The sequence below is a fragment of the Type-E symbiont of Plautia stali genome (assembly GCF_059731115.1).
In genome coordinates this window covers 1,049,804-1,071,846 of the sequence record NZ_AP035906.1, presented here as the reverse complement: position 1 = coordinate 1,071,846, position 22,043 = coordinate 1,049,804, and the positions used below count along the sequence as shown (strand labels likewise).

At 52.1% G+C, this 22,043-nt stretch carries 18 protein-coding genes; 9 read left to right on the top strand and 9 right to left on the bottom strand.

Going from position 1 to position 22,043, the window contains the following annotated elements; all coding sequences use genetic code 11:
* Window positions 1–215 precede the first annotated feature (215 nt).
* From hupB to bolA, 6 genes are all read right to left on the bottom strand, one after another.
* A complete protein-coding gene (gene hupB, locus AC6I8L_RS04800) occupies window positions 216–488 on the bottom strand; it encodes a nucleoid-associated protein HU-beta (protein WP_034828113.1) in 273 nt (90 codons plus the stop codon).
* A 213-nt stretch (window positions 489–701) separates the two neighbouring features.
* A complete protein-coding gene (gene lon / locus AC6I8L_RS04795) occupies window positions 702–3,056 on the bottom strand; it encodes an endopeptidase La (RefSeq protein ID WP_034828111.1) in 2,355 nt (784 codons plus the stop codon).
* Between the two features lie 186 nt (window positions 3,057–3,242).
* Window positions 3,243–4,514, bottom strand: coding sequence for an ATP-dependent protease ATP-binding subunit ClpX (gene clpX, locus AC6I8L_RS04790; RefSeq protein WP_034828109.1), 1,272 nt, complete (start codon window positions 4,512–4,514; stop codon window positions 3,243–3,245).
* Window positions 4,515–4,641: 127 nt separating this feature from the next.
* Window positions 4,642–5,265: an ATP-dependent Clp endopeptidase proteolytic subunit ClpP gene (gene clpP, locus AC6I8L_RS04785; RefSeq protein ID WP_008103933.1), complete on the bottom strand. Its 624-nt coding sequence runs from the start codon at window positions 5,263–5,265 to the stop codon at window positions 4,642–4,644.
* Between the two features lie 336 nt (window positions 5,266–5,601).
* The gene (gene tig, locus AC6I8L_RS04780; protein WP_045833927.1) at window positions 5,602–6,906 is read right to left on the bottom strand and encodes a trigger factor; all 1,305 of its coding nucleotides are present in this window, start codon (window positions 6,904–6,906) and stop codon (window positions 5,602–5,604) included.
* A gap of 301 nt (window positions 6,907–7,207) precedes the next feature.
* A complete protein-coding gene (gene bolA / locus AC6I8L_RS04775; protein WP_058962232.1) occupies window positions 7,208–7,522 on the bottom strand; it encodes a transcriptional regulator BolA in 315 nt (104 codons plus the stop codon).
* A gap of 267 nt (window positions 7,523–7,789) precedes the next feature.
* Between bolA and AC6I8L_RS04770 the strand changes: the two genes are divergently transcribed.
* The 8 genes from AC6I8L_RS04770 to AC6I8L_RS04735 all read left to right on the top strand — a co-directional run bounded on the left by AC6I8L_RS04770 (window position 7,790) and on the right by AC6I8L_RS04735 (window position 16,729).
* Window positions 7,790–8,368, top strand: coding sequence for a lipoprotein (locus tag AC6I8L_RS04770; RefSeq protein WP_034828101.1), 579 nt, complete (start codon window positions 7,790–7,792; stop codon window positions 8,366–8,368).
* 54 nt (window positions 8,369–8,422) lie between these two features.
* Window positions 8,423–9,910 (top strand): muropeptide MFS transporter AmpG, encoded by a 1,488-nt coding sequence (gene ampG / locus AC6I8L_RS04765; RefSeq protein ID WP_058962231.1) that lies wholly within the window; start codon window positions 8,423–8,425, stop codon window positions 9,908–9,910.
* Window positions 9,911–10,350: 440 nt separating this feature from the next.
* Complete coding sequence (cyoA, locus tag AC6I8L_RS04760) at window positions 10,351–11,277, top strand: cytochrome o ubiquinol oxidase subunit II (RefSeq protein WP_034828097.1); 927 nt, start codon at window positions 10,351–10,353, stop codon at window positions 11,275–11,277.
* A 4-nt stretch (window positions 11,278–11,281) separates the two neighbouring features.
* Window positions 11,282–13,264, top strand: coding sequence for a cytochrome o ubiquinol oxidase subunit I (gene cyoB / locus AC6I8L_RS04755; RefSeq protein ID WP_498014216.1), 1,983 nt, complete (start codon window positions 11,282–11,284; stop codon window positions 13,262–13,264).
* Window positions 13,264–13,878 carry a cytochrome o ubiquinol oxidase subunit III gene (locus AC6I8L_RS04750; RefSeq protein ID WP_038648564.1) on the top strand — a complete coding sequence of 205 codons (615 nt, stop codon included), beginning with the start codon at window positions 13,264–13,266 and terminating at the stop codon, window positions 13,876–13,878. The genes cyoB and AC6I8L_RS04750 overlap by 1 nt, the downstream gene beginning before the upstream one ends.
* Entirely contained in the window at window positions 13,878–14,207 is a 330-nt protein-coding gene (locus tag AC6I8L_RS04745) for a cytochrome o ubiquinol oxidase subunit IV (protein WP_034828092.1), read from the top strand. Before AC6I8L_RS04750 ends, AC6I8L_RS04745 begins: the two co-directional genes overlap by 1 nt.
* Window positions 14,208–14,220: 13 nt before the next feature.
* Window positions 14,221–15,108, top strand: a complete 888-nt coding sequence (gene cyoE / locus AC6I8L_RS04740; RefSeq protein WP_034828090.1) for a heme o synthase — start codon at window positions 14,221–14,223, stop codon at window positions 15,106–15,108.
* Between the two features lie 256 nt (window positions 15,109–15,364).
* Entirely contained in the window at window positions 15,365–16,729 is a 1,365-nt protein-coding gene (locus AC6I8L_RS04735; protein WP_034828088.1) for an MFS transporter, read from the top strand.
* A gap of 61 nt (window positions 16,730–16,790) precedes the next feature.
* Here AC6I8L_RS04735 and adhP read toward each other — a convergent pair whose 3' ends face one another.
* Both adhP and exaC read right to left on the bottom strand, forming a co-directional pair.
* Window positions 16,791–17,825: an alcohol dehydrogenase AdhP gene (gene adhP, locus AC6I8L_RS04730; RefSeq protein ID WP_201785697.1), complete on the bottom strand. Its 1,035-nt coding sequence runs from the start codon at window positions 17,823–17,825 to the stop codon at window positions 16,791–16,793.
* Between the two features lie 36 nt (window positions 17,826–17,861).
* Window positions 17,862–19,382 carry an acetaldehyde dehydrogenase ExaC gene (gene exaC, locus AC6I8L_RS04725; RefSeq protein ID WP_058962229.1) on the bottom strand — a complete coding sequence of 507 codons (1,521 nt, stop codon included), beginning with the start codon at window positions 19,380–19,382 and terminating at the stop codon, window positions 17,862–17,864.
* A 291-nt stretch (window positions 19,383–19,673) separates the two neighbouring features.
* Between exaC and AC6I8L_RS04720 the strand changes: the two genes are divergently transcribed.
* Complete coding sequence (locus AC6I8L_RS04720; RefSeq protein ID WP_058962228.1) at window positions 19,674–21,446, top strand: sigma-54-dependent Fis family transcriptional regulator; 1,773 nt, start codon at window positions 19,674–19,676, stop codon at window positions 21,444–21,446.
* Here the strand turns inward: AC6I8L_RS04720 and AC6I8L_RS04715 are convergent.
* Window positions 21,443–21,934: a YajQ family cyclic di-GMP-binding protein gene (locus AC6I8L_RS04715; protein ID WP_058962227.1), complete on the bottom strand. Its 492-nt coding sequence runs from the start codon at window positions 21,932–21,934 to the stop codon at window positions 21,443–21,445. The two genes, AC6I8L_RS04720 and AC6I8L_RS04715, sit on opposite strands and share 4 nt — an antisense overlap.
* Between the last annotated feature and the right edge of the window lie 109 nt (window positions 21,935–22,043).

Sequence of the window (22,043 nt, the reverse complement as noted above, 5' to 3'; positions counted from 1 at the left end):
GTGTGAATGTAAAGCTCTGACACGATGTCATCATCGTGCAACTGCTGTTCAGGCTGGCAGTTGGCAACCATGCGGAGACAATAGCCTGTGGCCATCGCCGCGCATCAAGAATAAAAAAGGCACATCAAAAATGATGTGCCCGTATGTTACATGAGAACGGCTTTTTCGTCCTCAATCCATAGAAGAAAATGCTTCAATGGATGTGTCAGCGGTCATTAATTGACTGAGTCTTTCAGTGCTTTACCTGCACGGAAGCCCGGAACTTTACCAGCCGGGATGGTGATCTCTTTACCGGTTTGCGGGTTACGGCCTGTACGAGCAGCACGCTCACGTACAGAGAAAGTACCGAAACCAACCAGTGCCACTTCATCACCGCCTTTCAGCGCGTCAGAAACGGAGCCCATGAATGCATCTAACACACGTCCCGCTGCTGCTTTAGAAATGTCAGCGTCTGCAGCAATTTTGTCGATCAACTGTGACTTATTCACTCTATTCATCCCCTCTTTTATTATTCACATCGCACCCGCGCTTCCCGCCCGGTGCGAACGCGCAGCCAGTTATATCAAGCCTGTGGAGCTGAAACAACGGTATTCATCTTAATCGTTGATTCAACAGCCCCCTAAATTAGCGGCACAAAAAAAAGCTGGCAAGCACCATTTGGCCTGCCAGCTTCGCTTTTTAACGGTTTTTGCCGTTAATCACTATTTTGCCGTCGCAACCTGCATGCCGTAAGGCGCATTTTCCAGTGCCAGGTTCAGCACTTCTTCAATACGCTTCACAGGATGGATGGTCAGATCGGCAATCACGTTCTGTGGAATCTCTTCCAGATCGCGCTTATTTTCATCCGGGATTAACACGGTTTTGATGCCACCGCGATGCGCGGCCAGCAGCTTCTCTTTCAGACCACCAATCGGCAACACCTGACCGCGCAGAGTGATCTCACCTGTCATCGCCACATCAGAGCGCACCGGGTTACCGGTCAGACAAGAAACCAGTGCCGTACACATGGCTATACCGGCACTTGGACCATCTTTCGGCGTTGCCCCTTCCGGCACGTGCACGTGGATGTCACGTTTCTCGTGGAAATCCCCGTTGATGCCGAGTTTCTCCGCACGTGCGCGAACCACTGTCAGCGCCGCCTGGATAGACTCCTGCATCACTTCACCCAGTGAGCCGGTGTAAGTCAGTTTTCCTTTACCTGGTACGCAGGCGGTTTCAATGGTCAGCAGATCGCCCCCCACTTCCGTCCATGCCAGACCGGTGACCTGACCAACGCGGTTTTCAGTGTCCGCTCGACCATAATCAAAGCGCTGCACGCCCAGGAAGTCGTGAAGGTTTTCACCATTAATCTTGATGCTCTTCTTACTTTTGTCCATCAACAGCGTTTTCACTGCTTTACGGCACAGCTTGGAGAGTTCACGTTCCAGACTACGCACGCCCGCTTCACGGGTGTAGTAACGAATAATGCCGATGATGGCGCTATCGTCAACACTGATCTCTTTTTCTTTCAGTGCATTACGCTCAATCTGTTTCGGCAGTAAGTGCTGTTTGGCGATATTCAGTTTTTCATCTTCGGTATAACCCGAGAGACGAATCACTTCCATACGATCCAGCAGCGGTGCCGGGATGTTCATGGAGTTAGAGGTCGCCACAAACATCACATCGGAGAGATCGTAATCCACTTCCAGATAGTGATCGTTGAACGCAATGTTCTGCTCTGGATCCAGCACTTCCAGCAGTGCCGAAGCCGGATCGCCACGCATATCGGACGACATCTTATCGATCTCATCCAGCAGGAACAGCGGGTTCTTCACGCCAACTTTCGCCATTTTCTGGATCAGTTTGCCCGGCATAGAACCGATGTAAGTACGGCGATGTCCACGGATTTCCGCTTCATCACGTACACCGCCCAACGCCATACGCACATATTTACGGCCGGTGGCTTTCGCGATCGACTGACCCAGCGAGGTTTTACCCACGCCTGGCGGTCCGACGAGGCACAGAATTGGGCCCTTAATTTTGCTAACACGACTCTGCACCGCAAGATACTCAAGAATGCGGTCTTTCACGCGTTCCAGACCGTAATGATCGGTATCCAACGTTTCCTGCGCCTTCAGCAGGTCTTTTTTCACTTTGCTGCGCGCGACCCACGGAACCTGAACCATCCAGTCGATATAACCGCGTACCACGGTGGCTTCTGCAGACATCGGCGACATCATTTTCAGCTTCTGCAGTTCTGCTTCGGCTTTTTCGCGCGCTTCAGTCGGCATTTTTGCCGCTTCAATTTTACGTTTCAGCGCTTCGTATTCGTCCGGCGCATCATCCATTTCGCCCAGCTCTTTCTGAATGGCTTTCATTTGCTCATTCAGATAGTACTCACGCTGGCTTTTCTCCATCTGCTTTTTCACGCGATTACGAATGCGCTTCTCAACCTGCAGCAGATCGATTTCGGATTCCATCATCGCCATCAGATATTCAAGACGTTCGTTGATGTCGGACATTTCCAGCACTGACTGCTTATCAGCCAGCTTCAGCGGCATATGCGCTGCCACGGTGTCGGCGAGACGCGCCGCATCGTCGATGCTGTTCAGTGAGGTCAAAACCTCAGGAGGAATTTTTTTATTCAGTTTGATGTAGCCTTCAAACTGATTAATCGCCGTACGCACCAGCACTTCCTGCTCACGCTCTTCAATTTCCGGCGAGATCAGGTATTCGGCCTGGGCAACAAAATGGTCGCCATTGTCGGCCAGTGTGGTGATGTGCGCACGCTGCAAGCCTTCAACCAGCACTTTCACCGTGCCATCGGGCAGCTTGAGCATCTGCAATACGGAAGCGACGGTCCCTACAGAGAAGAGATCGTTAATACCAGGTTCATCCGTTGAAGCCTCTTTCTGGGCAACCAGCATGATCTTCTTGTCATGATCCATTGCCGCTTCGAGGCAACGAATCGATTTTTCCCGACCAACAAACAACGGAATTACCATGTGCGGATAAACCACCACGTCGCGCAAAGGCAACACGGGGATTTCAATGCGTTCAGAACGCTCAGGATTCATAGAGCTCTCTCTTAGTTTAATGTCCGCCAGGTGATGGGTACCGCGTAAAAGAAGTTTGCAGTTCAACCCACAGGATATTGAGTATATGGGGATGCTTGGTCGACATTCAATGTCAGGGGAGTGAGAAAAACAAAAGGGGAAACATTTTCCCCTTTTTTAAGATAACAACATGGTTAGATTGTTTATTTATTCGCCAGAAGCCTGAGCTTCGTGCTTACCATAAATCAACATCGGCTCGGATTGACCGTCAATCACTGACTCATCAATCACCACTTTTTCCACGTCATCCATCGATGGCAGATCGTACATGGTTTCCAGCAGCGCACCTTCTACGATAGAACGCAGACCACGCGCGCCGGTTTTGCGTGACATCGCTTTCTTAGCGATCGCCGTCAGCGCTTCATCACGGAACTCCAGCTCCACACCTTCAAGGTTAAACAGAGCCTGGTACTGTTTGGTCAACGCATTCTTCGGTTCGCGCAGAATCTGAATCAGGGCTTCTTCACTCAATTCACTCAGCGTCGCCACCACCGGCAGACGACCAATGAATTCTGGAATCAGACCAAATTTGATCAGATCTTCTGGCTCAACCTGCGACAGCAACTCGCCTTCGCTGGCTTTTTGCGATTTACCTTTCACCGTAGCGCCGAAGCCGATACCGGATCCGGTTTCCACGCGCTGGGAAATCACTTTGTCGAGGCCAGCAAAAGCACCACCGCAAATGAACAGGATCTTAGACGTATCAACCTGCAGGAACTCCTGCTGTGGATGCTTACGTCCACCCTGCGGCGGAACCGCGGCAACGGTACCTTCGATAAGCTTCAGCAACGCCTGCTGTACGCCTTCACCGGAAACGTCACGCGTGATTGACGGGTTATCTGACTTACGAGAAATCTTATCGATTTCATCGATATAAACGATACCGCGCTGTGCTTTCTGCACATCGTAATCACACTTCTGCAGCAATTTCTGGATGATGTTTTCCACATCCTCACCCACATAACCGGCTTCGGTCAGGGTGGTGGCATCCGCCATGGTGAACGGAACATCCAGCAAACGCGCCAGGGTTTCAGCCAGCAAGGTTTTACCGCTACCGGTTGGACCGATCAGCAGAATGTTACTTTTGCCCAGTTCGATTCCATTACTGGTATCGCCGTTGCGCAGACGTTTGTAGTGGTTATAGACCGCTACCGCCAGCACTTTTTTCGCCCTTTCCTGACCGATGACGTAATCATCTAAATGATGACGGATTTCATGCGGTGTCGGCAGTGCACTGCGCTCACGGTGCGGAGCCACTTCTTTAATCTCTTCGCGAATGATGTCGTTGCATAAATCAACACATTCGTCGCAAATATACACTGACGGCCCGGCAATCAGCTTACGGACTTCATGCTGGCTTTTGCCGCAGAAAGAGCAGTACAGCAACTTACCTGAACCGTCTTTGCGCTTATCTGTCATCAGCTAACCTCTTTTCGTTCTCAGACCCAATTTGGTGTACGGCACTGGCCGCACATCAACGGCCGATATTCATGCAACTCATCGTGCTGCCCCGTTAACTATAGCGTAAGGGGCAGCCAGATGTGTCTTATTGGCGATGCGTCAGGATGGAATCGACCAAGCCATACTCTACCGCTTCGCTGGCAGAGAGGAAACGATCGCGCTCAGTGTCGCGTTCGATCTCTTCCAGTGATTTGCCGGTATGTTCAGCCATCAACTCATTCATACGCTGCTTCACTTTCAGAATTTCACGCGCATGGATTTCAATATCCGTCGCCTGGCCCTGATAACCGCCCAGCGGCTGGTGAATCATGACGCGGGAATTCGGCAGGCAGAAGCGCTTACCTTTGGTACCTGCAGTCAGCAGGAACGCACCCATCGAACAAGCCTGACCCATACAAATGGTGCTGACGTCCGGCTTGATGAATTTCATGGTGTCATAAATCGACATCCCGGCAGTAATTACACCGCCTGGCGAGTTAATGTAGAGATAAATGTCTTTTTCAGGATTCTCAGCTTCCAGAAACAGCATCTGCGCCACGATCAGGTTGGCCATATGATCTTCAACCTGGCCGGTCAGGAAGATCACACGCTCTTTGAGCAGGCGGGAGTAAATGTCGTATGAACGCTCGCCGCGCGAGGTTTGTTCGACCACCATTGGCACCAGCGCCATGTGCGGTGCAGTAAATTCACGATCGCCACTGTATGACATTACCGTCTCCTGATAAATTTCATTGGCAACATTCTGTACCGATATTACGTGAGGCGCGTCGGGAAAACTATGCGCTGCCTTCTCACTCCGACATAACAGGACGGTTAATCAGCCAGTCTCACTGTTTTCATGCATTCTCCCTGTATCTGGGGATGCTGCCCAGTTGTTTCAAGCATAACAACCTTTTGCCCATTCGCTAACACGGAAAAAGAGCTTAGCGAACAATTTGCCGATTAATTAGGCAAATAGAGGACAAATCTGTGCGGTTAGCGCCTTAAAACGAAAAAGCCCGCGACTTTTCAGTCGCGGGCTTCGCACTTTCGGTTAACTAACGAATCAGGCCGCTGAGGTCTGGTTCATCAGTTCCTGGAAGTTGGTTGCTTTATCGGTCACTTTGGCTTTCGCCAGAACCGCTTCAACAGCCTGCTCTTCCAGTGCAACGTTGCGCATGTTGTTCATCAGCTCGTTGTTCTTGCTGTAGAACTCGATCACTTCCTGCGGATCTTCGTACGCAGAAGCCATCTCTTCGATCAGCGCTTTAACGCGGTCTTCGTCAGCTTTCAGCTCGTTGATGCGAATCACTTCGCCCAGCAGCAGACCAACAACAACGCGACGTTTAGCCTGCTCTTCGAACAGCTCACGTGGCAGTTCGAAAGCTTGCTTCTCGTTGCCACCAAAACGCTGAGCAGCCTGGCGACGCAGCACGTCGATTTCGCTGTCGATCAGTGCCACTGGCACGTCGATGTCGTTGGCTTCAACCAGACCATCAATCGCCTGAGATTTCACGCGGTTACGGATAGCGCCTTTCAGCTCGCGATCCATGTTCTTACGCACTTCTGCACGCAGACCGGCAACGGAACCATCTTCAACGCCAAAGCGCTTGATGAACTCTTCAGTCAGTTCTGGCAGCTCGCGAGTTTCCACTTTTTTCAGCACGATTTCGAACTTCGCGTCTTTCCCTTTCAGGGTTTCAGCGTGGTAATCGTCCGGGAATTTCACGTCGATAGTGAAGGTTTCGCCCGCTTTGTGGCCAACAACACCTTCTTCGAAGCCTGGGATCATACGACCCTGGCCCATCGCCAGTACGAAGTCAGACGCTTTGCCGCCTTCGAACTCTTCGCCGTCTACTGAACCGGAGAAGTCGATGGTTGCGCGATCTTCAGCAGTGGCTGCTGCATCGCTCTCTTTCCAGGTCGCCTGCTGCTTCTGCAGGGTTTCCAGCATGGTATCAACGTCAGCATCGGTGACTTCAACCACTGGCTTCTCGACTTCGATAGCATCCAGGCCTTTCAGCTCAACTTCAGGATACACTTCGAACTCAACCGCGTAGGTGAAATCTTCACCTTCTTTGTACTCACCTGGCACGTAGTTTGGTGCGCCAGCTGGGTTGATTTTCTCTTTGATGATGGCGTCAACGAAGTTGCGCGTCATCAGCTCGCCCAGCACGTCCTGGCGAACAGAAGCACCGTAGCGCTGAGAAATGATGTTTGCCGGCACTTTGCCTTTACGGAAACCGTCGATACGGACTTTCTTAGCCACTTCCACCAGTTCTTTCTTCACTGCGCTTTCGATGCTGTCAGCTGCAACAGTAATCGAAATGCGACGGCCCAGACCCTGAGTGGTTTCTACTGAAACTGTCATCTTGTTACCTCAAAAAATCACGTGCTCGGTCAACTTCAGACACCACACATTAAATGCGCCGTATCCAACAATCGGGACGGCCTCTGCAGGCAGAACCTAATCCCTGTCACCAGAAGCGTCCCGAAGACATTCCGGAAAAATAGACGCCGCATTATAGCGGCATCGCTGGAATGAGTCGAGGCTGCAAACTCACCACTTTTTAGCGGTTTTGCTGCTTTTTTGCGCCATGGATCGCGTTTGAGGGTAATAGATGAAAAGAAAACGGCCCGCAGGCCGTTTTGAGAGAGGATGAAGTGTGAACTCAGGCGAGGGTACCCGCTCCACGACAGTTCGGTGACGCCAGCACGGTATCTTGCAAGCCACCCCACTCTTTTTGCGTGTAAGTGTGAAGTGCCAGTGCGTGCACGCTCCCTGCTAACTCTTCGGTCAATTCGCCATAAATGGCGCGATGACGCTGCAGGAATCGCTGGCCGGTAAACACATCGCTGACAATCACCACTTTAAAGTGACTTTCAGAACCAGCGGGCACGTTATGACGGTAGCTCTCATCATGCACTTCGAGATGTGCAGGTTCGAACGCCTTACGCAGCTTTTCTTCTATTTGTTCGCGAATCATTGTTTACACTCCTCAACGGCGAGCGCTGTGCCCATCTGTTTAAATATTAGTAGGTTTTTTGCCCAACCCGCAGGCGCGCCGGAAATAATTCCTGATCTGCTGCGCATCTTAACGAGCTTATTCTTCAGGTCAACGCTGTTGGATGACCACCTGTCCGAAAAAAGCCTTTACAATCAATTTCCACTGGCACGGGGCTTTTTTCGCCGTCGCGCAATGCTATGATGGCCGCAGTTTTGCAAACCAACCCATATGCTAACGAGAATGAGTATGTTGAAAAAACTGTTATTCCCTCTGCTGGCTGCGTTTATTTTGGCCGGCTGTGCCAGCAATAACACCACCCTGAACATTCAGCCAAAGATCCAGCTGCCACAGCAAGATCCCGGTCTGATGGGTGCCACCATCAGCGTTAACGGTGCCGATCAGCGTTCCGATCAGGCACTGGCAAAAGTGAATCGTGACGGTCAGTTAGTCACCTTAACACCATCGCGCGATCTGCGTTTCCTGTTACAGGAAGTGCTGGAGAAGCAGATGACAGCACGCGGTTATATGATCGGACCAAACGGTGCGGTTGACCTGCAGATTGTCGTCAATGGTCTTTACGCTGATGTGACACAAGGTAACGTGCGTTACAGCATTACCACCAAAGCTGACATTTCCATCATTGCAACCGCGAAAAACGGCAACAAGCAGGTTAAAAACTATCGTCAGACTTACAGCGTAGAAGGCGCATTCACCGCCACTAACGCGAAGATCACCAACGCGGTCAACTCTACCCTGAGCGACGTGATTGCTGATATGGCGCAGGACACCAGCGTTCACGAATTTATTAAACAGAACGCCCGCTAATTCCTCAGCTATTCTGCCCGGTCATCTTTGCCCGGGCATCATTTCAGGTTGGTTATGACTTCTCACTATCTGCGCATTTTCACCCAACGTAATGCAGCCATATTACTGCTGCTCGGTTTTGCTTCCGGACTGCCTTTAGCACTCACGGCCGGGACCCTACAGGCGTGGATGACCGTAGAGAATGTCGATCTGAAAACCATCGGTTTCTTCTCCCTTGTCGGCCAGGCATACGTGTTTAAGTTCCTGTGGTCGCCGATGATGGATCGCTATACCCCGCCGTTTCTTGGGCGTCGCCGTGGCTGGCTACTGGTCACTCAACTCGCACTAATCGCCGGTATTATCGCCATGGGCTTTATGCAGCCTTCGCGCGATCTGACGCTGCTGGCTGCCCTGGCCGTGCTGGTGGCCTTCTGTTCTGCATCGCAGGATATCGTGTTTGATGCCTGGAAAACCGATGTGCTACCGCCAGAAGAACGGGGCAGCGGAGCCGCGATTACTGTGTTGGGTTATCGCCTGGCGATGCTGATTTCAGGCGGACTGGCGCTGTGGCTGGCCGATCGCTATCTGGGATGGCAGGCGACTTACTGGTTAATGGCACTGTTGATGTTGCCAGGTTTGATTGCGACATTGCTGGCCAAAGAGCCCGCAGCACCCGCGCGCGAGCCGCACACCCTGCGTCAGGCCGTTTCGTTCCCGCTCAAAGACTTCTTCCTGCGTAACAATGCCTGGCTGCTGATCACCTTAATCATCCTTTATAAGCTGGGTGATGCTTTTGCTGCGTCGCTCACCACCACCTTCCTGATTCGCGGCGTAGGTTTCAGCGCCGGCGATGTCGGACTGGTGAATAAAACGCTGGGATTGCTGGCAACCATCATTGGTGCGCTGTACGGCGGTGTGCTGATGCAACGCCTGAGCCTGTTCCGTGCCCTGATGATTTTCGGCATTCTTCAGGCCGTTTCCAACTTCGCTTACTGGCTATTGGCCGTGACGCCGCCTCATTTATGGAGCATGGCGAGCGCAGTGTTCATAGAAAATCTTTGCGGCGGGATGGGCACCGCCGCGTTTGTGGCGCTGCTGATGACATTGTGCAATAAGTCGTTTTCCGCAACGCAGTTCGCGCTGCTCTCTGCCCTTTCCGCCGTCGGGCGTGTTTACGTCGGACCCGCAGCGGGATGGCTGGTCGAGTTGTGGGGCTGGCCGACCTTCTATGCTTTCACCGTGTTTGCAGGCGTGCCCGGTTTATTGCTGCTGTGGATTAGCCGCAGCACCCTGCAAGCCATTCAGCAGAGCGGGGAGTTTATGATACGAACCCGCTGGTCGCAGGGCTATCGCTGGACAGTGCGTCTGTTCAGCTTCGGAAGTGGCCTGTTGGCACTCTGGTTGGTGATGCTAGCCCTGAATGCAGCGGGCATCTGGCATGTCAATGCGCTGCTGACACCACTTTTTAAGATGGGCATGGCACTGGCGCTGGTGGCCGTGGCGCTAGGTGTGATTCTGGATTGTCTGGCGTTAAGAAAAATGCCGGGAAAAAATCTGAGTTAAGTAATGATAATTTGCCAGCGGCTAAATATTTGGCTAAAAAAATAACAACGAACTCATTTTAACGAATAGCATTTTTTTCATCGCGAAAAAGAAACATTAAATTAACAACTCTGGATTATATTTAAATCCGGTGCGCAATTACTTTGTAGAAAACTCATCACCCAAATGCTACATAATTGTTAAATAAATGAGCATTAATAGTACGGTTTATGCTTTCCCTGATTTTTCTGCGGTTTCTATCATTGTTTTTTGTTATATTGACGCCAACTGCTTGTCGCAATTAATAATTTGTCACCCTGCGCAACATCTGTGACACCCTTAGCAAAAGGTGTCAACAGCCTTCTGACACATCCTTAAGCTGGTTTACACTGCATAAACCTTCCCGTAAAATGCGCGCACACTTAAACGACAATAGAGCCCTTTGTCATTGAGGTCGTTAAATGAGACTCAGGAAATACAATAAAAGTTTGGGGATTTTGTCATTAATTGCAGGCGCTGTATTACTCAGTGGCTGCGATAGTGCGTTGTTAAATCCCAAAGGACAGATTGCACTGGAGCAACGTTCGCTGATTCTGACAGCTTTTGGCTTGATGATGATCGTGGTTATCCCGGCAGTCTTCATGGCAGTATTCTTTGCCTGGAAATATCGGGCAACCAATACTAATGCGACTTATAGCCCTAACTGGTCACACTCTAACAAAGTGGAAGCCGTGGTCTGGACGATTCCAATCCTGATCATTATCTTCCTCGGCGTGCTGACCTGGAAATCAACCCACGCACTTGAGCCAAGCAAACCGCTGGTCTCTGATGTGAAGCCGGTTGAGATCGATGTGGTTGCGCTGGACTGGAAATGGCTGTTTATCTACCCGGAACAGGGTATTGCAACCGTGAACCAGATTGCCTTCCCGGCAAATACTCCGGTGAACTTCAAGATCACCTCCAACTCCGTAATGAACTCCTTCTTTATTCCTACGCTCGGTAGCCAGATCTACGCCATGGCGGGCATGCAGACTAAACTGCACCTGATCGCCAATGAGCCAGGAACATTCGACGGTATCTCTGCGAACTTCAGTGGTCGCGGTTTCTCTGGCATGAAGTTCAAAGCCATTGCAACCAAAGACGATGCGGAATTCCAGCAGTGGGTGGCTAAAGTTAAAGCAGCACCTAACGCGCTGACCACCATGGATGATTTCGAGAAACTGGCTGCGCCAAGCGAAAATCACCCGGTGGAATATTTCTCAACTGCGAATCCAGAACTGTTCAAGCAGGTTATTGATAAGTTCATGATGAGCCACGGGAAGATGGACATGCCAGAGCATAAAGGCATGGACATGAATCACGCCGCTGCTGCGGGAGCCGAGGAATAATACGATGTTCGGAAAATTAACACTGGATGCAGTGCCATACCACGAACCCATTATCGTGGTAACGGTAGCCGCAATCATCTTAGGTGGTCTGGCACTGGTTGCCGCGATTACTTATTTTGGTAAGTGGCAATATCTGTGGTCAGAATGGTTCACCTCCATTGACCACAAAAAACTGGGTATCATGTACATCATCATGGCTTTCGTCATGCTGCTGCGCGGCTTTGCCGATGCAATAATGATGCGTACCCAACAAGTGATGGCTTCCGCAGGTGAAGCCGGCATATTACCACCGCACCACTACGACCAGATCTTCACCGCGCACGGCGTGATCATGATCTTCTTCGTGGCGATGCCTTTCGTGGTAGGTCTGATGAACATCGCGGTACCGCTGCAAATCGGTGCACGTGACGTTGCCTTCCCGTTCCTGAACAACCTGAGCTTCTGGTTTACCGCGATCGGTGTGATCCTGGTGAACATTTCTCTGGGTGTGGGCGAGTTCGCACAGACTGGCTGGTTGGCTTATCCACCGCTTTCGGGCGCGGAATATAGTCCTGGCGTCGGGGTCGATTATTGGATCTGGAGTCTCCAGCTATCCGGTATCGGTACGACACTGACCGGTATCAACTTCTTCGTGACCATTCTGAAGATGCGTGCACCGGGTATGGACCTGTTCAAGATGCCTGTATTCACCTGGGCATCACTGTGTACCAACGTCCTGATCATCGCTGCGTTCCCGGTTCTGACCGTCACGCTGGCACTGTTGACGCTTGACCGTTACCTCGGCTTCCATTTCTTCACCAATGAAATGGGCGGTAACATGATGATGTACGTCAACCTGATTTGGGTCTGGGGTCACCCGGAAGTATACATCCTCGTTCTGCCGGTATTCGGTGTGTTCGCGGAAGTCACTGCAACCTTCTCCAAAAAGCGTCTGTTCGGTTACACCTCTCTGGTGTGGGCGACCATCGCAATTACCGTTCTGTCGTTCATCGTTTGGCTGCACCACTTCTTCACCATGGGTGCCGGCGCCAACGTTAACGCCTTCTTCGGTATTATGACGATGATCATCGCCATTCCGACCGGCGTGAAAATCTTCAACTGGCTGTTCACCATGTATCAGGGTCGCGTTGAGTTCCACTCAGCGATGCTGTGGACAATCGGCTTCCTGGTCACCTTCTCTATTGGTGGTATGACCGGTGTTCTGCTGGCCGTTCCAGGTGCGGACTTCATTCTGCACAACAGCTTGTTCCTGATTGCACACTTCCATAACGTGATTATCGGTGGTGTGGTGTTCGGTTGTATGGCTGGCGTGACCTACTGGTTCCCGAAAGCATTCGGCTTCACCCTGAACGAAAAATGGGGTATCCGTGCATTCTGGTTCTGGATTATTGGTTTCTTCGTTGCCTTCATGCCGCTGTACGCACTGGGCTTCATGGGTATGACCCGTCGTATCAGCCAGGACATCGATCCTCAGTTCCACTCACTGCTGGTTGTTGCAGCAGGCGGTGCGGCACTGATTGCATGCGGTATCCTGTGCCAGCTGACTCAGTTCTACGTTTCTGTGCGTGACCGCGACCAGAACCGCGATCTGACCGGTGACCCGTGGGGTGGTCGTACGCTGGAGTGGGCAACCTCTTCACCGCCTCCGTTCTATAACTTTGCTGTTATCCCTGAAATCCACGAGCGCGATGCGTTCTGGGAAATGAAAGAGAAAGGCGAAGCCTATAAGCAACCAGAAAAATATGAAGAAATTCATATGCCGAAAAACAGCGGCGCAGCCCTGATTATCGCAGCCTTCATGACTGTGTTTGGTTTCGCGATGATCTGGCATATCTGGTGGCTGGCTGGCCTTACCTTCCTGGCCACAATTGTGACCTGGATTGTGAAGAGCTTCGATGAAGACGTGGATTACTACGTTCCGGTTGCTGAAGTCGAGCAGATCGAGAAGAAGCACTTTGACGAAATCAGCAAAGCAGGTCTGAAATAATGTCAACTGAAACTGCAAAACACCACCACGACGCCCATGCGGAGCATGGGCATCACGATGCAGGAGCCAATAAAGTCTTTGGCTTCTGGATCTACCTGATGAGTGACTGCATTATCTTCGCAACCCTGTTTGCGACCTATGCAGTTATGGTCAATAACACTGCCGGTGGTCCGGCAGGTAAAGACATCTTTGAACTGCCGTTTGTGCTGGTTGAAACCGCGCTGCTGCTGCTCAGCTCCATTACTTATGGAATGGCAGTGATCGCGATGAACAACCAGAACAAAGGTTCAGTCATCAGCTGGTTGGCTCTGACCTTCCTGTTTGGTGCTGGATTCATCGGCATGGAAATCTATGAATTCCATCACCTGATCCTGGAAGGCTTCGGTCCTGACCGCAGTGGTTTCCTGTCCGCGTTCTTTACGCTGGTCGGTACCCACGGTCTGCACGTGACCTCAGGCCTGATCTGGATGGCAGTGATGATGTTCCAGATTTCTAAACGTGGTCTGACTGCAACCAACCGCACCCGCATCATGTGCCTGAGCTTGTTCTGGCACTTCCTGGATGTGGTTTGGATCTGCGTATTCACCGTTGTCTATCTGATGGGAGCCATGTAATGAGTCATTCAGTTAACGAACATGGCGCTTCTCACGGTAGCGTGAAGTCTTACATGATCGGCTTCATCCTCTCTATCATCCTGACCGGTATTCCGTTCTGGATGGTAATGGATGGCGGCGCATCACACGGCACGATTCTGGGTGTGGTTCTGGTGTGTGCGGTGGTTCAGGTGTTAGTGCACCTGGTCTACTTCCTGCACTTAGACAGCAAGTCAGAGGGTGGCTGGAACATGGTGGCGATAGTCTTCTCAGCACTCATCATTCTGATTGTTGTTGTCGGCTCACTGTGGATCATGTGGAACCTCAACTACAACATGATGGCCGACTAAAGAGTCACACGTAATGATTAAGCAATACCTGCAAGTAACAAAACCAGGAATTATTTTCGGCAACTTAATTTCTGTGATCGGTGGATTCTTGCTGGCTTCGAAAGGCAGCATTGATTACCCCCTGTTTCTCTATTCACTGGTGGGCGTTTCGCTGGTTGTCGCATCGGGTTGTGTATTCAACAACGTGATTGACCGCGACATCGATATCAAAATGGAGAGAACGCGGAACCGTGTTCTGGTCAAAGGCCTGATCTCGGCGAAAGTAAGCCTGGTTTATGCAACCGCATTGGGTATTGCTGGCTTTGCGTTGCTGTATTTCGGCGCTAACCCGCTGGCCATGTGGCTGGCGGTGATGGGCTTCGTTGTCTATGTGGGCATTTACAGCCTGTATATGAAACGCAACTCCGTGTACGGCACGCTGATCGGTAGCCTCTCTGGTGCAGCACCGCCAGTGATTGGCTACTGCGCAGTGACCAACCAGTTTGATGCTGGCGCCCTGATCTTATTGGCTATCTTTAGCCTGTGGCAGATGCCGCACTCGTACGCGATTGCGATTTTCCGCTTCAAAGATTATCAGGCGGCTAACATCCCGGTTCTGCCTGTCGTGAAAGGCATCTCTGTGGCTAAAAATCATATTACGCTGTATATCCTGGCGTTCATGATTGCTACGCTGATGCTGACACTCGGCGGTTACGCGGGCTATAAGTATCTGGTGGTCGCAGCAGCGGTCAGCGTGTGGTGGCTGGGCATGGCGCTTTCAGGTTACAAGACTTCAAACGATAAAGTTTGGGCGCGTAAACTGTTTGTGTTCTCGATTGTCGCTATCACAGCATTGAGCGTGATGATGTCGGTTGATTTTATGACGCCGGCCTCTAAAGACCTGCTGACTTACGTCTGGTAATACAGCTCCGCAACACCAGAAAGGGCGCGAATTTCGCGCCCTTTCTTTTTGTTACCACTGCTTAACAACAATTGTTTTACCCGCCCTGCCCTGCTCCCTAAAATGAGAGCTAAATGCCCGAAATAATTCGAGATGCAGGAAGGCGGCAAGTGCATGAATCCCTGGGAGCTGACTAAAGTAAGTGACCTGGGTGAACGTGCGCAGCCAACGCATCTGCGGCTTGAAGTATAAAGGGCATAAACTTACAGAGGTTGGAATGAACGACAATAAAATGACGCCAGTAGAGCTTCGGGCTACATGGGGTTTAGGCACAGTTTTTTCCCTGCGCATGCTGGGAATGTTTATGGTCCTGCCGGTACTCACCACGTACGGTATGGCGTTGCAGGGAGCCAGTGAAACCTTAATTGGTCTGGCAATTGGCATCTATGGTCTGGCGCAAGCCGTATTCCAGATTCCGTTTGGTCTGCTGTCCGATCGCGTCGGTCGCAAACCGCTCATTGTTGGCGGGCTGTTAGTGTTCGTGCTGGGCAGTATTATCGCGGCGATGACCACCTCAATCTGGGGCGTGATCCTGGGTCGTGCTTTGCAAGGCTCTGGCGCAATTGCCGCTGCAGTCATGGCGTTACTCTCAGATCTCACTCGCGAACAAAACCGCACTAAAGCAATGGCGTTTATTGGCATCAGTTTCGGTGTGACCTTTGCTATTGCGATGGTGGTAGGCCCAATTGTCACCCATGCTCTTGGTTTGCATGCACTGTTCTGGATGATCGCTATTCTGGCCTCGCTGGGCATTGTTATCACGCTATTGGTTGTGCCGAGCGCACCGAATCACGTGCTTAACCGTGAGTCCGGCATGGTAAAAGCCAGCATTCGTGAAGTGTTAGCCAACCCTAAGCTCCTCAAATTAAACATCGGTATTCTTTGCCTGCATATCCTGCTGATGTCGAGTTTTGTGGCTTTGCCAGGCCAGTTTGAACAAGCGGGCTTCCCGGCATCTGAACACTGGAAAGTCTATCTGGTCACCATGCTGGTCGCTTTCGTTCTGGTGGTGCCTTTCATCATCTATGCCGAAGTGAAACGCCGCATGAAGCGCGTTTTTGTTACCTGCGTGGCACTGATCATTATCGCGGAAATCGTACTGTGGGGTGCGGCTGGTCATTTCTGGACGCTGGTGATTGGCGTGCAGCTATTCTTCCTCGCCTTCAACCTGATGGAAGCCATTCTGCCTTCGCTGATCAGTAAAGAATCACCGCCGGGCTACAAAGGTACAGCGATGGGCATTTACTCCACCAGCCAGTTCATTGGCGTGGCGATTGGCGGCAGCATGGGCGGTTGGATCTTCGGTCACTTTGATGCGCAGACGGTGTTTCTGGTGGGTGCGATTGTCGCGGCAGCCTGGTTGTTTGTGGCGATGTCGATGCAGGAGCCGCCTTACGTCAGCAGCCTGCGCATGGTACTCAGTGATGCCGTATTAGCGGTGCCTAACCTTGAGAAGCGTTTAAAAGCGCAGCCGGGTGTCTCTTCAGTATTTATCGTGCCGGAAGAGAAAAGTGCTTACATCAAGATCGACAGTAAAGTGACGAGCCGCGTCGAAATCGAAGCGCTGCTCGCCAGCTGTTAGTTAGTAGTCACACACTCTGTGGCGGCGCGATTAACCGCACCGCCACAAACCATCACGCTAATTAAAGCGACATATCCACCACGATACGCCCTTCAATTTTTCCCGCATGCATACGCGCAAAAATGTCATTAATGTTGGTCAGCGGTTCAACCGCCACGTTGGCTTTCACTTTGTGACGACCGGCGAAATCCAACGCTTCCTGGAGATCTTTACGCGTGCCCACAATTGAACCGCGCACCGTAATCCCGTCCAGCACCATATCGAAAATCGACAAATCAAATTTGCCCGGTGGCAGACCGTTCAGCACCATGGTGCCGCCACGGCGCATGGTGCCAATCGCCTGCTCAAACGCTTTCGGTGATACGGCCGTAACCAGCACGCCATGCGCACCACCAAAACTTTCCTGGAACACTTTTGCGGGATCGACGTTCTTCGCATTCGCTACCACACTGGCACCAAGCCGCTTAGCAAACGCCAGCTTCTCATCGTCGATATCCACCGCAGCCACATTCAGTCCCATCGCCACCGCGTACTGCACCGCCATATGACCTAAACCTCCAATACCGGACACCACTACCCAATCGCCTGGCTTGGTATCGGTCATTTTCAGGCCTTTGTACACCGTCACACCGGCACACAGAATTGGTGCGATTTCGTTGTAATCGATGTTTTCCGGGATGATGCCGACATAGTTCGCATCCGCGAGGCAATATTCTGCGAAACTGCCGTTCACCGAATAACCGGCATTCTGCTGTGACAGACACAGGGTTTCCCAGCTATCCAGACAGTGTTCGCAGTGACCGCATGCGGAATAGAGCCACGGCACGCCCACACGATCGCCCAATTTCAAATGCTTCACACCTTCACCGATCGCCACCACCTGCCCCACGCCCTCGTGGCCGGGAATAAACGGGGGATTGGGCTTAATCGGCCAGTCGCCTTCGGCGGCATGTAAGTCGGTATGGCACACGCCGGTCGCGGCAATTTTCACCAGAATCTGGCCCGGTCCCACTTGCGGTACTGGCACCTGCTCAATCACTAACGGTTCACCAAAGGCTTTAACAACGGCGGCTTTCATGGTGGTTTTGATTTGCATATTCATCTTTCACTCTCCATTTGATCGGATGCAGACTCAGAACAGGCCCAAAGGCGCGGTGCCATAGCTGACCAGCAGATTTTTGGTTTGTTGGTAGGCGCTAAGCGCCATCTTGTGCGTCTCGCGTCCCACGCCCGATTGCTTGTAGCCACCGAAAGCCGCGTGTGCGGGATAGATGTGATAGCAGTTGGTCCAGACACGACCGGCTTTGATGCCACGTCCCATGCGATACGCCAGATTGGTATCACGCGTCCACACGCCCGCCCCGAGACCAAACTGGGTTTCGTTGGCAATCGACAAGGCTTCCGCTTCATCTTTAAAGGTGGTGATGCCGATAACCGGCCCAAAAATCTCTTCCTGGAAACACCGCATCTGGTTGGTGCCTTTAATCAGGGTTGGCTGGATATAGAATCCGTTATCCAGTTCGGCAGCGACGCTGGCGCGATCGCCTCCGGTTAGAATTTGCCCCCCTTCGTCGCGCGCGATGTTGATGTAAGACAGGATTTTGTCGAATTGCTGACGGGAAGCCTGAGCACCGATCATGGTGTCGGTATCCAGCGGATCGCCCCGGCGGATGTTTGCCACTTTCTCCATCACCCGCGCCATAAACGGCTCATAGATCGATTCATGGATCAACGCACGTGATGGACAAGTACAGACCTCGCCCTGGTTGAAGAAACCGAGCACCAGCCCTTCCACCGCTTTTTCGATAAAGTCCGATTCACCCTCCATCACATCGGCAAAGTAGATGTTCGGCGACTTGCCGCCCAGCTCGACGGTGCAAGGAATGATGTTTTCAGCCGCGCACGCCATAATATGACGGCCCACTGGCGTAGAACCGGTGAAGGCGATTTTGGCGATACGTTTACTGGTAGCTAACGCTTCACCGGCTTCCCGGCCAAAGCCTTGCACCACATTGAGCACGCCCGCCGGGAACAGATCGCCGATCAATTCCATCAATAGCGCGATGGCCAGTGGCGTTTGTTCCGCCGGTTTCAGCACCACGCAGTTACCCGCCGCCAGCGCCGGAGCCAGTTTCCACGCCGCCATTAACAGCGGGAAGTTCCACGGGATGATTTGCCCAACCACGCCCAGCGGTTCGTGGAAGTGATAAGCAACGGTGGTTTCATCAATCTCAGCGGTGCTGCCTTCCTGTGCACGCAGACAACCGGCAAAGTAGCGGAAATGATCCACCGCCAGCGGTAGATCGGCGTTGAGGGTTTCACGGATCGGCTTGCCGTTGTCCCAGCTCTCCGCCACAGACAACATTTCGAGGTTTTGTTCAATGCAGTCGGCCACCTGCAGCAGCAGATTGGCCCGATGTTGCACGCTGGTTTTTCCCCAGGCGTCAGCGGCCTGATGAGCAGCGTCCAGTGCTAAATCGATATCCCGCGCGTCAGAACGCGGAAACTGCGCAATATCGCTGCCATCAACAGGCGAGGTGTTCGTAAAATACTGGCCGCTGAGCGGCTCTGTGAATTTGCCCGCAATAAAATTGCCGTAGGTCGCTTTAAAAGTGACCAAAGCGCCGGGCGTGCCGGGATGTGCATAACGCATCGCAAACTCCTTCGTGTAGGGTCGTTTATTGTTAGCTGGCAGCGGCAACCTGTGGGTCAACAGATTGAACAGCCCGCTGCCGTACATACCTATTGCAGCGGGCGTGCCAGTTTTTTTCAGCTTGCGAATTTTCGAAAAATCGTTTTATCTATCATCAATTTATAAAACCAATAGCCCTTTTAAACGCACGGTTTCTGCCACCAAAATCTTCATCTGTGTTGCGTATCGCAACACCGTAGAAACCAAGCCGCTACAATGCTGCAACACTTTCGCTTAGGCATGAGGTTACCAATGCAGGGAAATTCAGCCGCGTCTGCCGTTAATACCAACCCGCTGTTAAGCGACTCCTGGTTTCGTAGCCAGCTGTATGGTCTCGACCGCACCGCCGATGATTTTCCTCGCGTCCGCCAGGGTGAGCTGGCTGATGTGCTGGCCAGTAATGCCGGGCTACAACAATTCGCCCAGCCAGTGATCAAACAGCTGGCGCAGAAACTGGCGGAAAAACAATCTGTGGTAATCCTTTCTGATGCCACCGGTTTGGTACTGAACACCTTTGGCGATATGCAATCGATGGAGAAAGCGCAGCGATTCGCCCTCGCCCCTGGCAATTTGTGGAGCGAATGCGGGCGCGGCACCAATGCGATTGGCACCGCGCTAGCGATTGACGATGGCTGTGAAATTGAAGGCCAGCAACATTTTCTCACCTTGAATCAGGGGCTCTACTGCGCCGCCATGCCGTTGCAGATGCCCAACGGCCAGATTGCCGGCGTGCTGGATATCTCTGGCCCGGCACACTTTCCGCATCCGCAAACGTTTCAATGGGTCAAAGCCGCCGCTAAACAGATCGAGTATTTGTGGGTTAAGCAAAGCCTGCATCCCCAACAATGGTTGATGAGCCTGCACGTTGAGCCGCACGGCATTGATACCAGTGATGAGTTGCTGCTGGTGTTCTCCGATAATGTGCTCACCGCCGCAAACCGCCTGGCGATGCGTGAACTCAATCTCACCACCGGGCAGTTGGGCACCCTGACATTCCAGCAGCTGTTTGATCAGCTCGAACAGCAGGCCAACACCATTCCTTTACCGATTCATTTCGCACAACAGCGCTACTACTTCCGCCTGCGCGCTCCGCACCGCACGCATTTCGCCACACCGAGCGAACCCGCCGCCGATCTCCCCTTCTCGCTGGGTCGTGATGGCGAGAAAATGGTACGTCTGATGAATGCCGGTGTGTCATTGTGCATTCACGGTGAAACCGGCAGCGGTAAAGAGTATGTCAGCCGTGCGCTGCATCAGCAGAGTCGCTGGCGTGATGGGAAGTTTGTCGCCATCAACTGTGCTGCCATTCCGGAAGCGTTGATTGAATCAGAGCTATTTGGTTATCAGCCTGGCGCCTTTACCGGGGCCAGCAAAAATGGCTACATCGGTAAAATCCGCGAGGCGGATGGTGGCGTGCTGTTTCTTGATGAAATTGGAGATATGCCGCTGGCGCTACAAACCCGTTTGCTGCGCGTGCTGCAAGAAAAAGAGGTCGCGCCGCTCGGTTCCAGTCGCAGCTGGCCGGTGAATTTTGCCGTGATCTGCGCAACGCACCGTGATTTGGCGCAGCGTGTGGCCGAGGGCGAGTTCCGCGAGGATCTTCTCTATCGCTTGCAGGAATTTTCCATGACCATCCCGCCGTTACGTGCCTGGCCTGATATCGAAGACTTTATTGGTCGGTTGTGGATTGAGCTGGGCGGCGCAGATCGCGATATCCAGCTTTCTCCCGCCTTGCTGGCATCGCTGGCACAATTGCCATGGCCGGGCAACGTGCGGCAATTACGCAGTCTGTTGCGCGTGCTGCTGGCGTTGGCGGACGAAGGGGAAGAAGTCACTGATGTGCATTTGCCAGCCGAATATCGTCGAGCAGCGGCGGTGCCAGCGGAAGATAAGCAGAGCCATGATGAGCGGCTGATTAGCGAAACGCTCCAACGCTTCAATGGCAATATCAGTAAAACGGCGGAGGCATTAGGTGTCGCGCGCAGCACGCTCTATCGTCGTGCCGCACGCGACAAACGCGATTAGTCGCGGAAGTTCTTGAACTGGAAGGGCTGACCAAGGTTGCCACCGCGCACCAGCGCCATCGCACCCTGCAAATCATCACGTGATTTACCGGTCACGCGCAGCTCTTCACCCTGAATCTGCGTTTGCACTTTCAGCTTGCTGTCTTTAATCAGCTTCACCAGCTTTTTAGCGATATCGCTTTCGATACCCTTTTTCAGCTTGGCTTCTACGCTCCAGCTTTTACCGCTGTGAATGATCTCTTCTGGCACTTCAATCGCTGCGCCTTCAATGCCGCGTTTCAGCAGCTTTTCACGCAAAATATCCACCAGCTGTTTAACCTGAAAATCAGATTCGCTGATGATTTTGATGGTCTCATTCTTTTCGTTAAGCTCAATGCTGGCGCTCACGTTGCGGAAATCGAAACGGGTTGAGATTTCACGGCTGGCATTCTCCACCGCATTACGCACTTCCGGAAGTTCGACTTCGGAAACGATATCGAAAGATGGCATCTTTTCTTCTCCTGATACTAAAGTGACATGCATAATACGCGTCTTATGGCGCTAATTAAACACGATACGCGGAAAGCTATACTTAACGATGTCGTGAAATTGAGAACCC

Bases quoted from the DNA above. Each gene is read 5' to 3' on its own strand.
- AC6I8L_RS04745 (WP_034828092.1), top strand. From the start codon at position 13,878: ATGAGTCATTCAGTTAACGAACATGGCGCTTCTCACGGTAGCGTGAAG.
- cyoB (WP_498014216.1), top strand. From the start codon at position 11,282: ATGTTCGGAAAATTAACACTGGATGCAGTGCCATACCACGAACCCATT.
- exaC (WP_058962229.1), bottom strand. From the start codon at position 19,382: ATGCGTTATGCACATCCCGGCACGCCCGGCGCTTTGGTCACTTTTAAA.
- tig (WP_045833927.1), bottom strand. From the start codon at position 6,906: ATGACAGTTTCAGTAGAAACCACTCAGGGTCTGGGCCGTCGCATTTCG.
- clpP (WP_008103933.1), bottom strand. From the start codon at position 5,265: ATGTCATACAGTGGCGATCGTGAATTTACTGCACCGCACATGGCGCTG.
- AC6I8L_RS04720 (WP_058962228.1), top strand. From the start codon at position 19,674: ATGCAGGGAAATTCAGCCGCGTCTGCCGTTAATACCAACCCGCTGTTA.
- lon (WP_034828111.1), bottom strand. From the start codon at position 3,056: ATGAATCCTGAGCGTTCTGAACGCATTGAAATCCCCGTGTTGCCTTTG.
- bolA (WP_058962232.1), bottom strand. From the start codon at position 7,522: ATGATTCGCGAACAAATAGAAGAAAAGCTGCGTAAGGCGTTCGAACCT.
- AC6I8L_RS04770 (WP_034828101.1), top strand. From the start codon at position 7,790: ATGTTGAAAAAACTGTTATTCCCTCTGCTGGCTGCGTTTATTTTGGCC.
- clpX (WP_034828109.1), bottom strand. From the start codon at position 4,514: ATGACAGATAAGCGCAAAGACGGTTCAGGTAAGTTGCTGTACTGCTCT.
- AC6I8L_RS04735 (WP_034828088.1), top strand. From the start codon at position 15,365: ATGAACGACAATAAAATGACGCCAGTAGAGCTTCGGGCTACATGGGGT.
- cyoE (WP_034828090.1), top strand. From the start codon at position 14,221: ATGATTAAGCAATACCTGCAAGTAACAAAACCAGGAATTATTTTCGGC.
- adhP (WP_201785697.1), bottom strand. From the start codon at position 17,825: ATGCAAATCAAAACCACCATGAAAGCCGCCGTTGTTAAAGCCTTTGGT.
- AC6I8L_RS04715 (WP_058962227.1), bottom strand. From the start codon at position 21,934: ATGCCATCTTTCGATATCGTTTCCGAAGTCGAACTTCCGGAAGTGCGT.
- ampG (WP_058962231.1), top strand. From the start codon at position 8,423: ATGACTTCTCACTATCTGCGCATTTTCACCCAACGTAATGCAGCCATA.
- AC6I8L_RS04750 (WP_038648564.1), top strand. From the start codon at position 13,264: ATGTCAACTGAAACTGCAAAACACCACCACGACGCCCATGCGGAGCAT.
- cyoA (WP_034828097.1), top strand. From the start codon at position 10,351: ATGAGACTCAGGAAATACAATAAAAGTTTGGGGATTTTGTCATTAATT.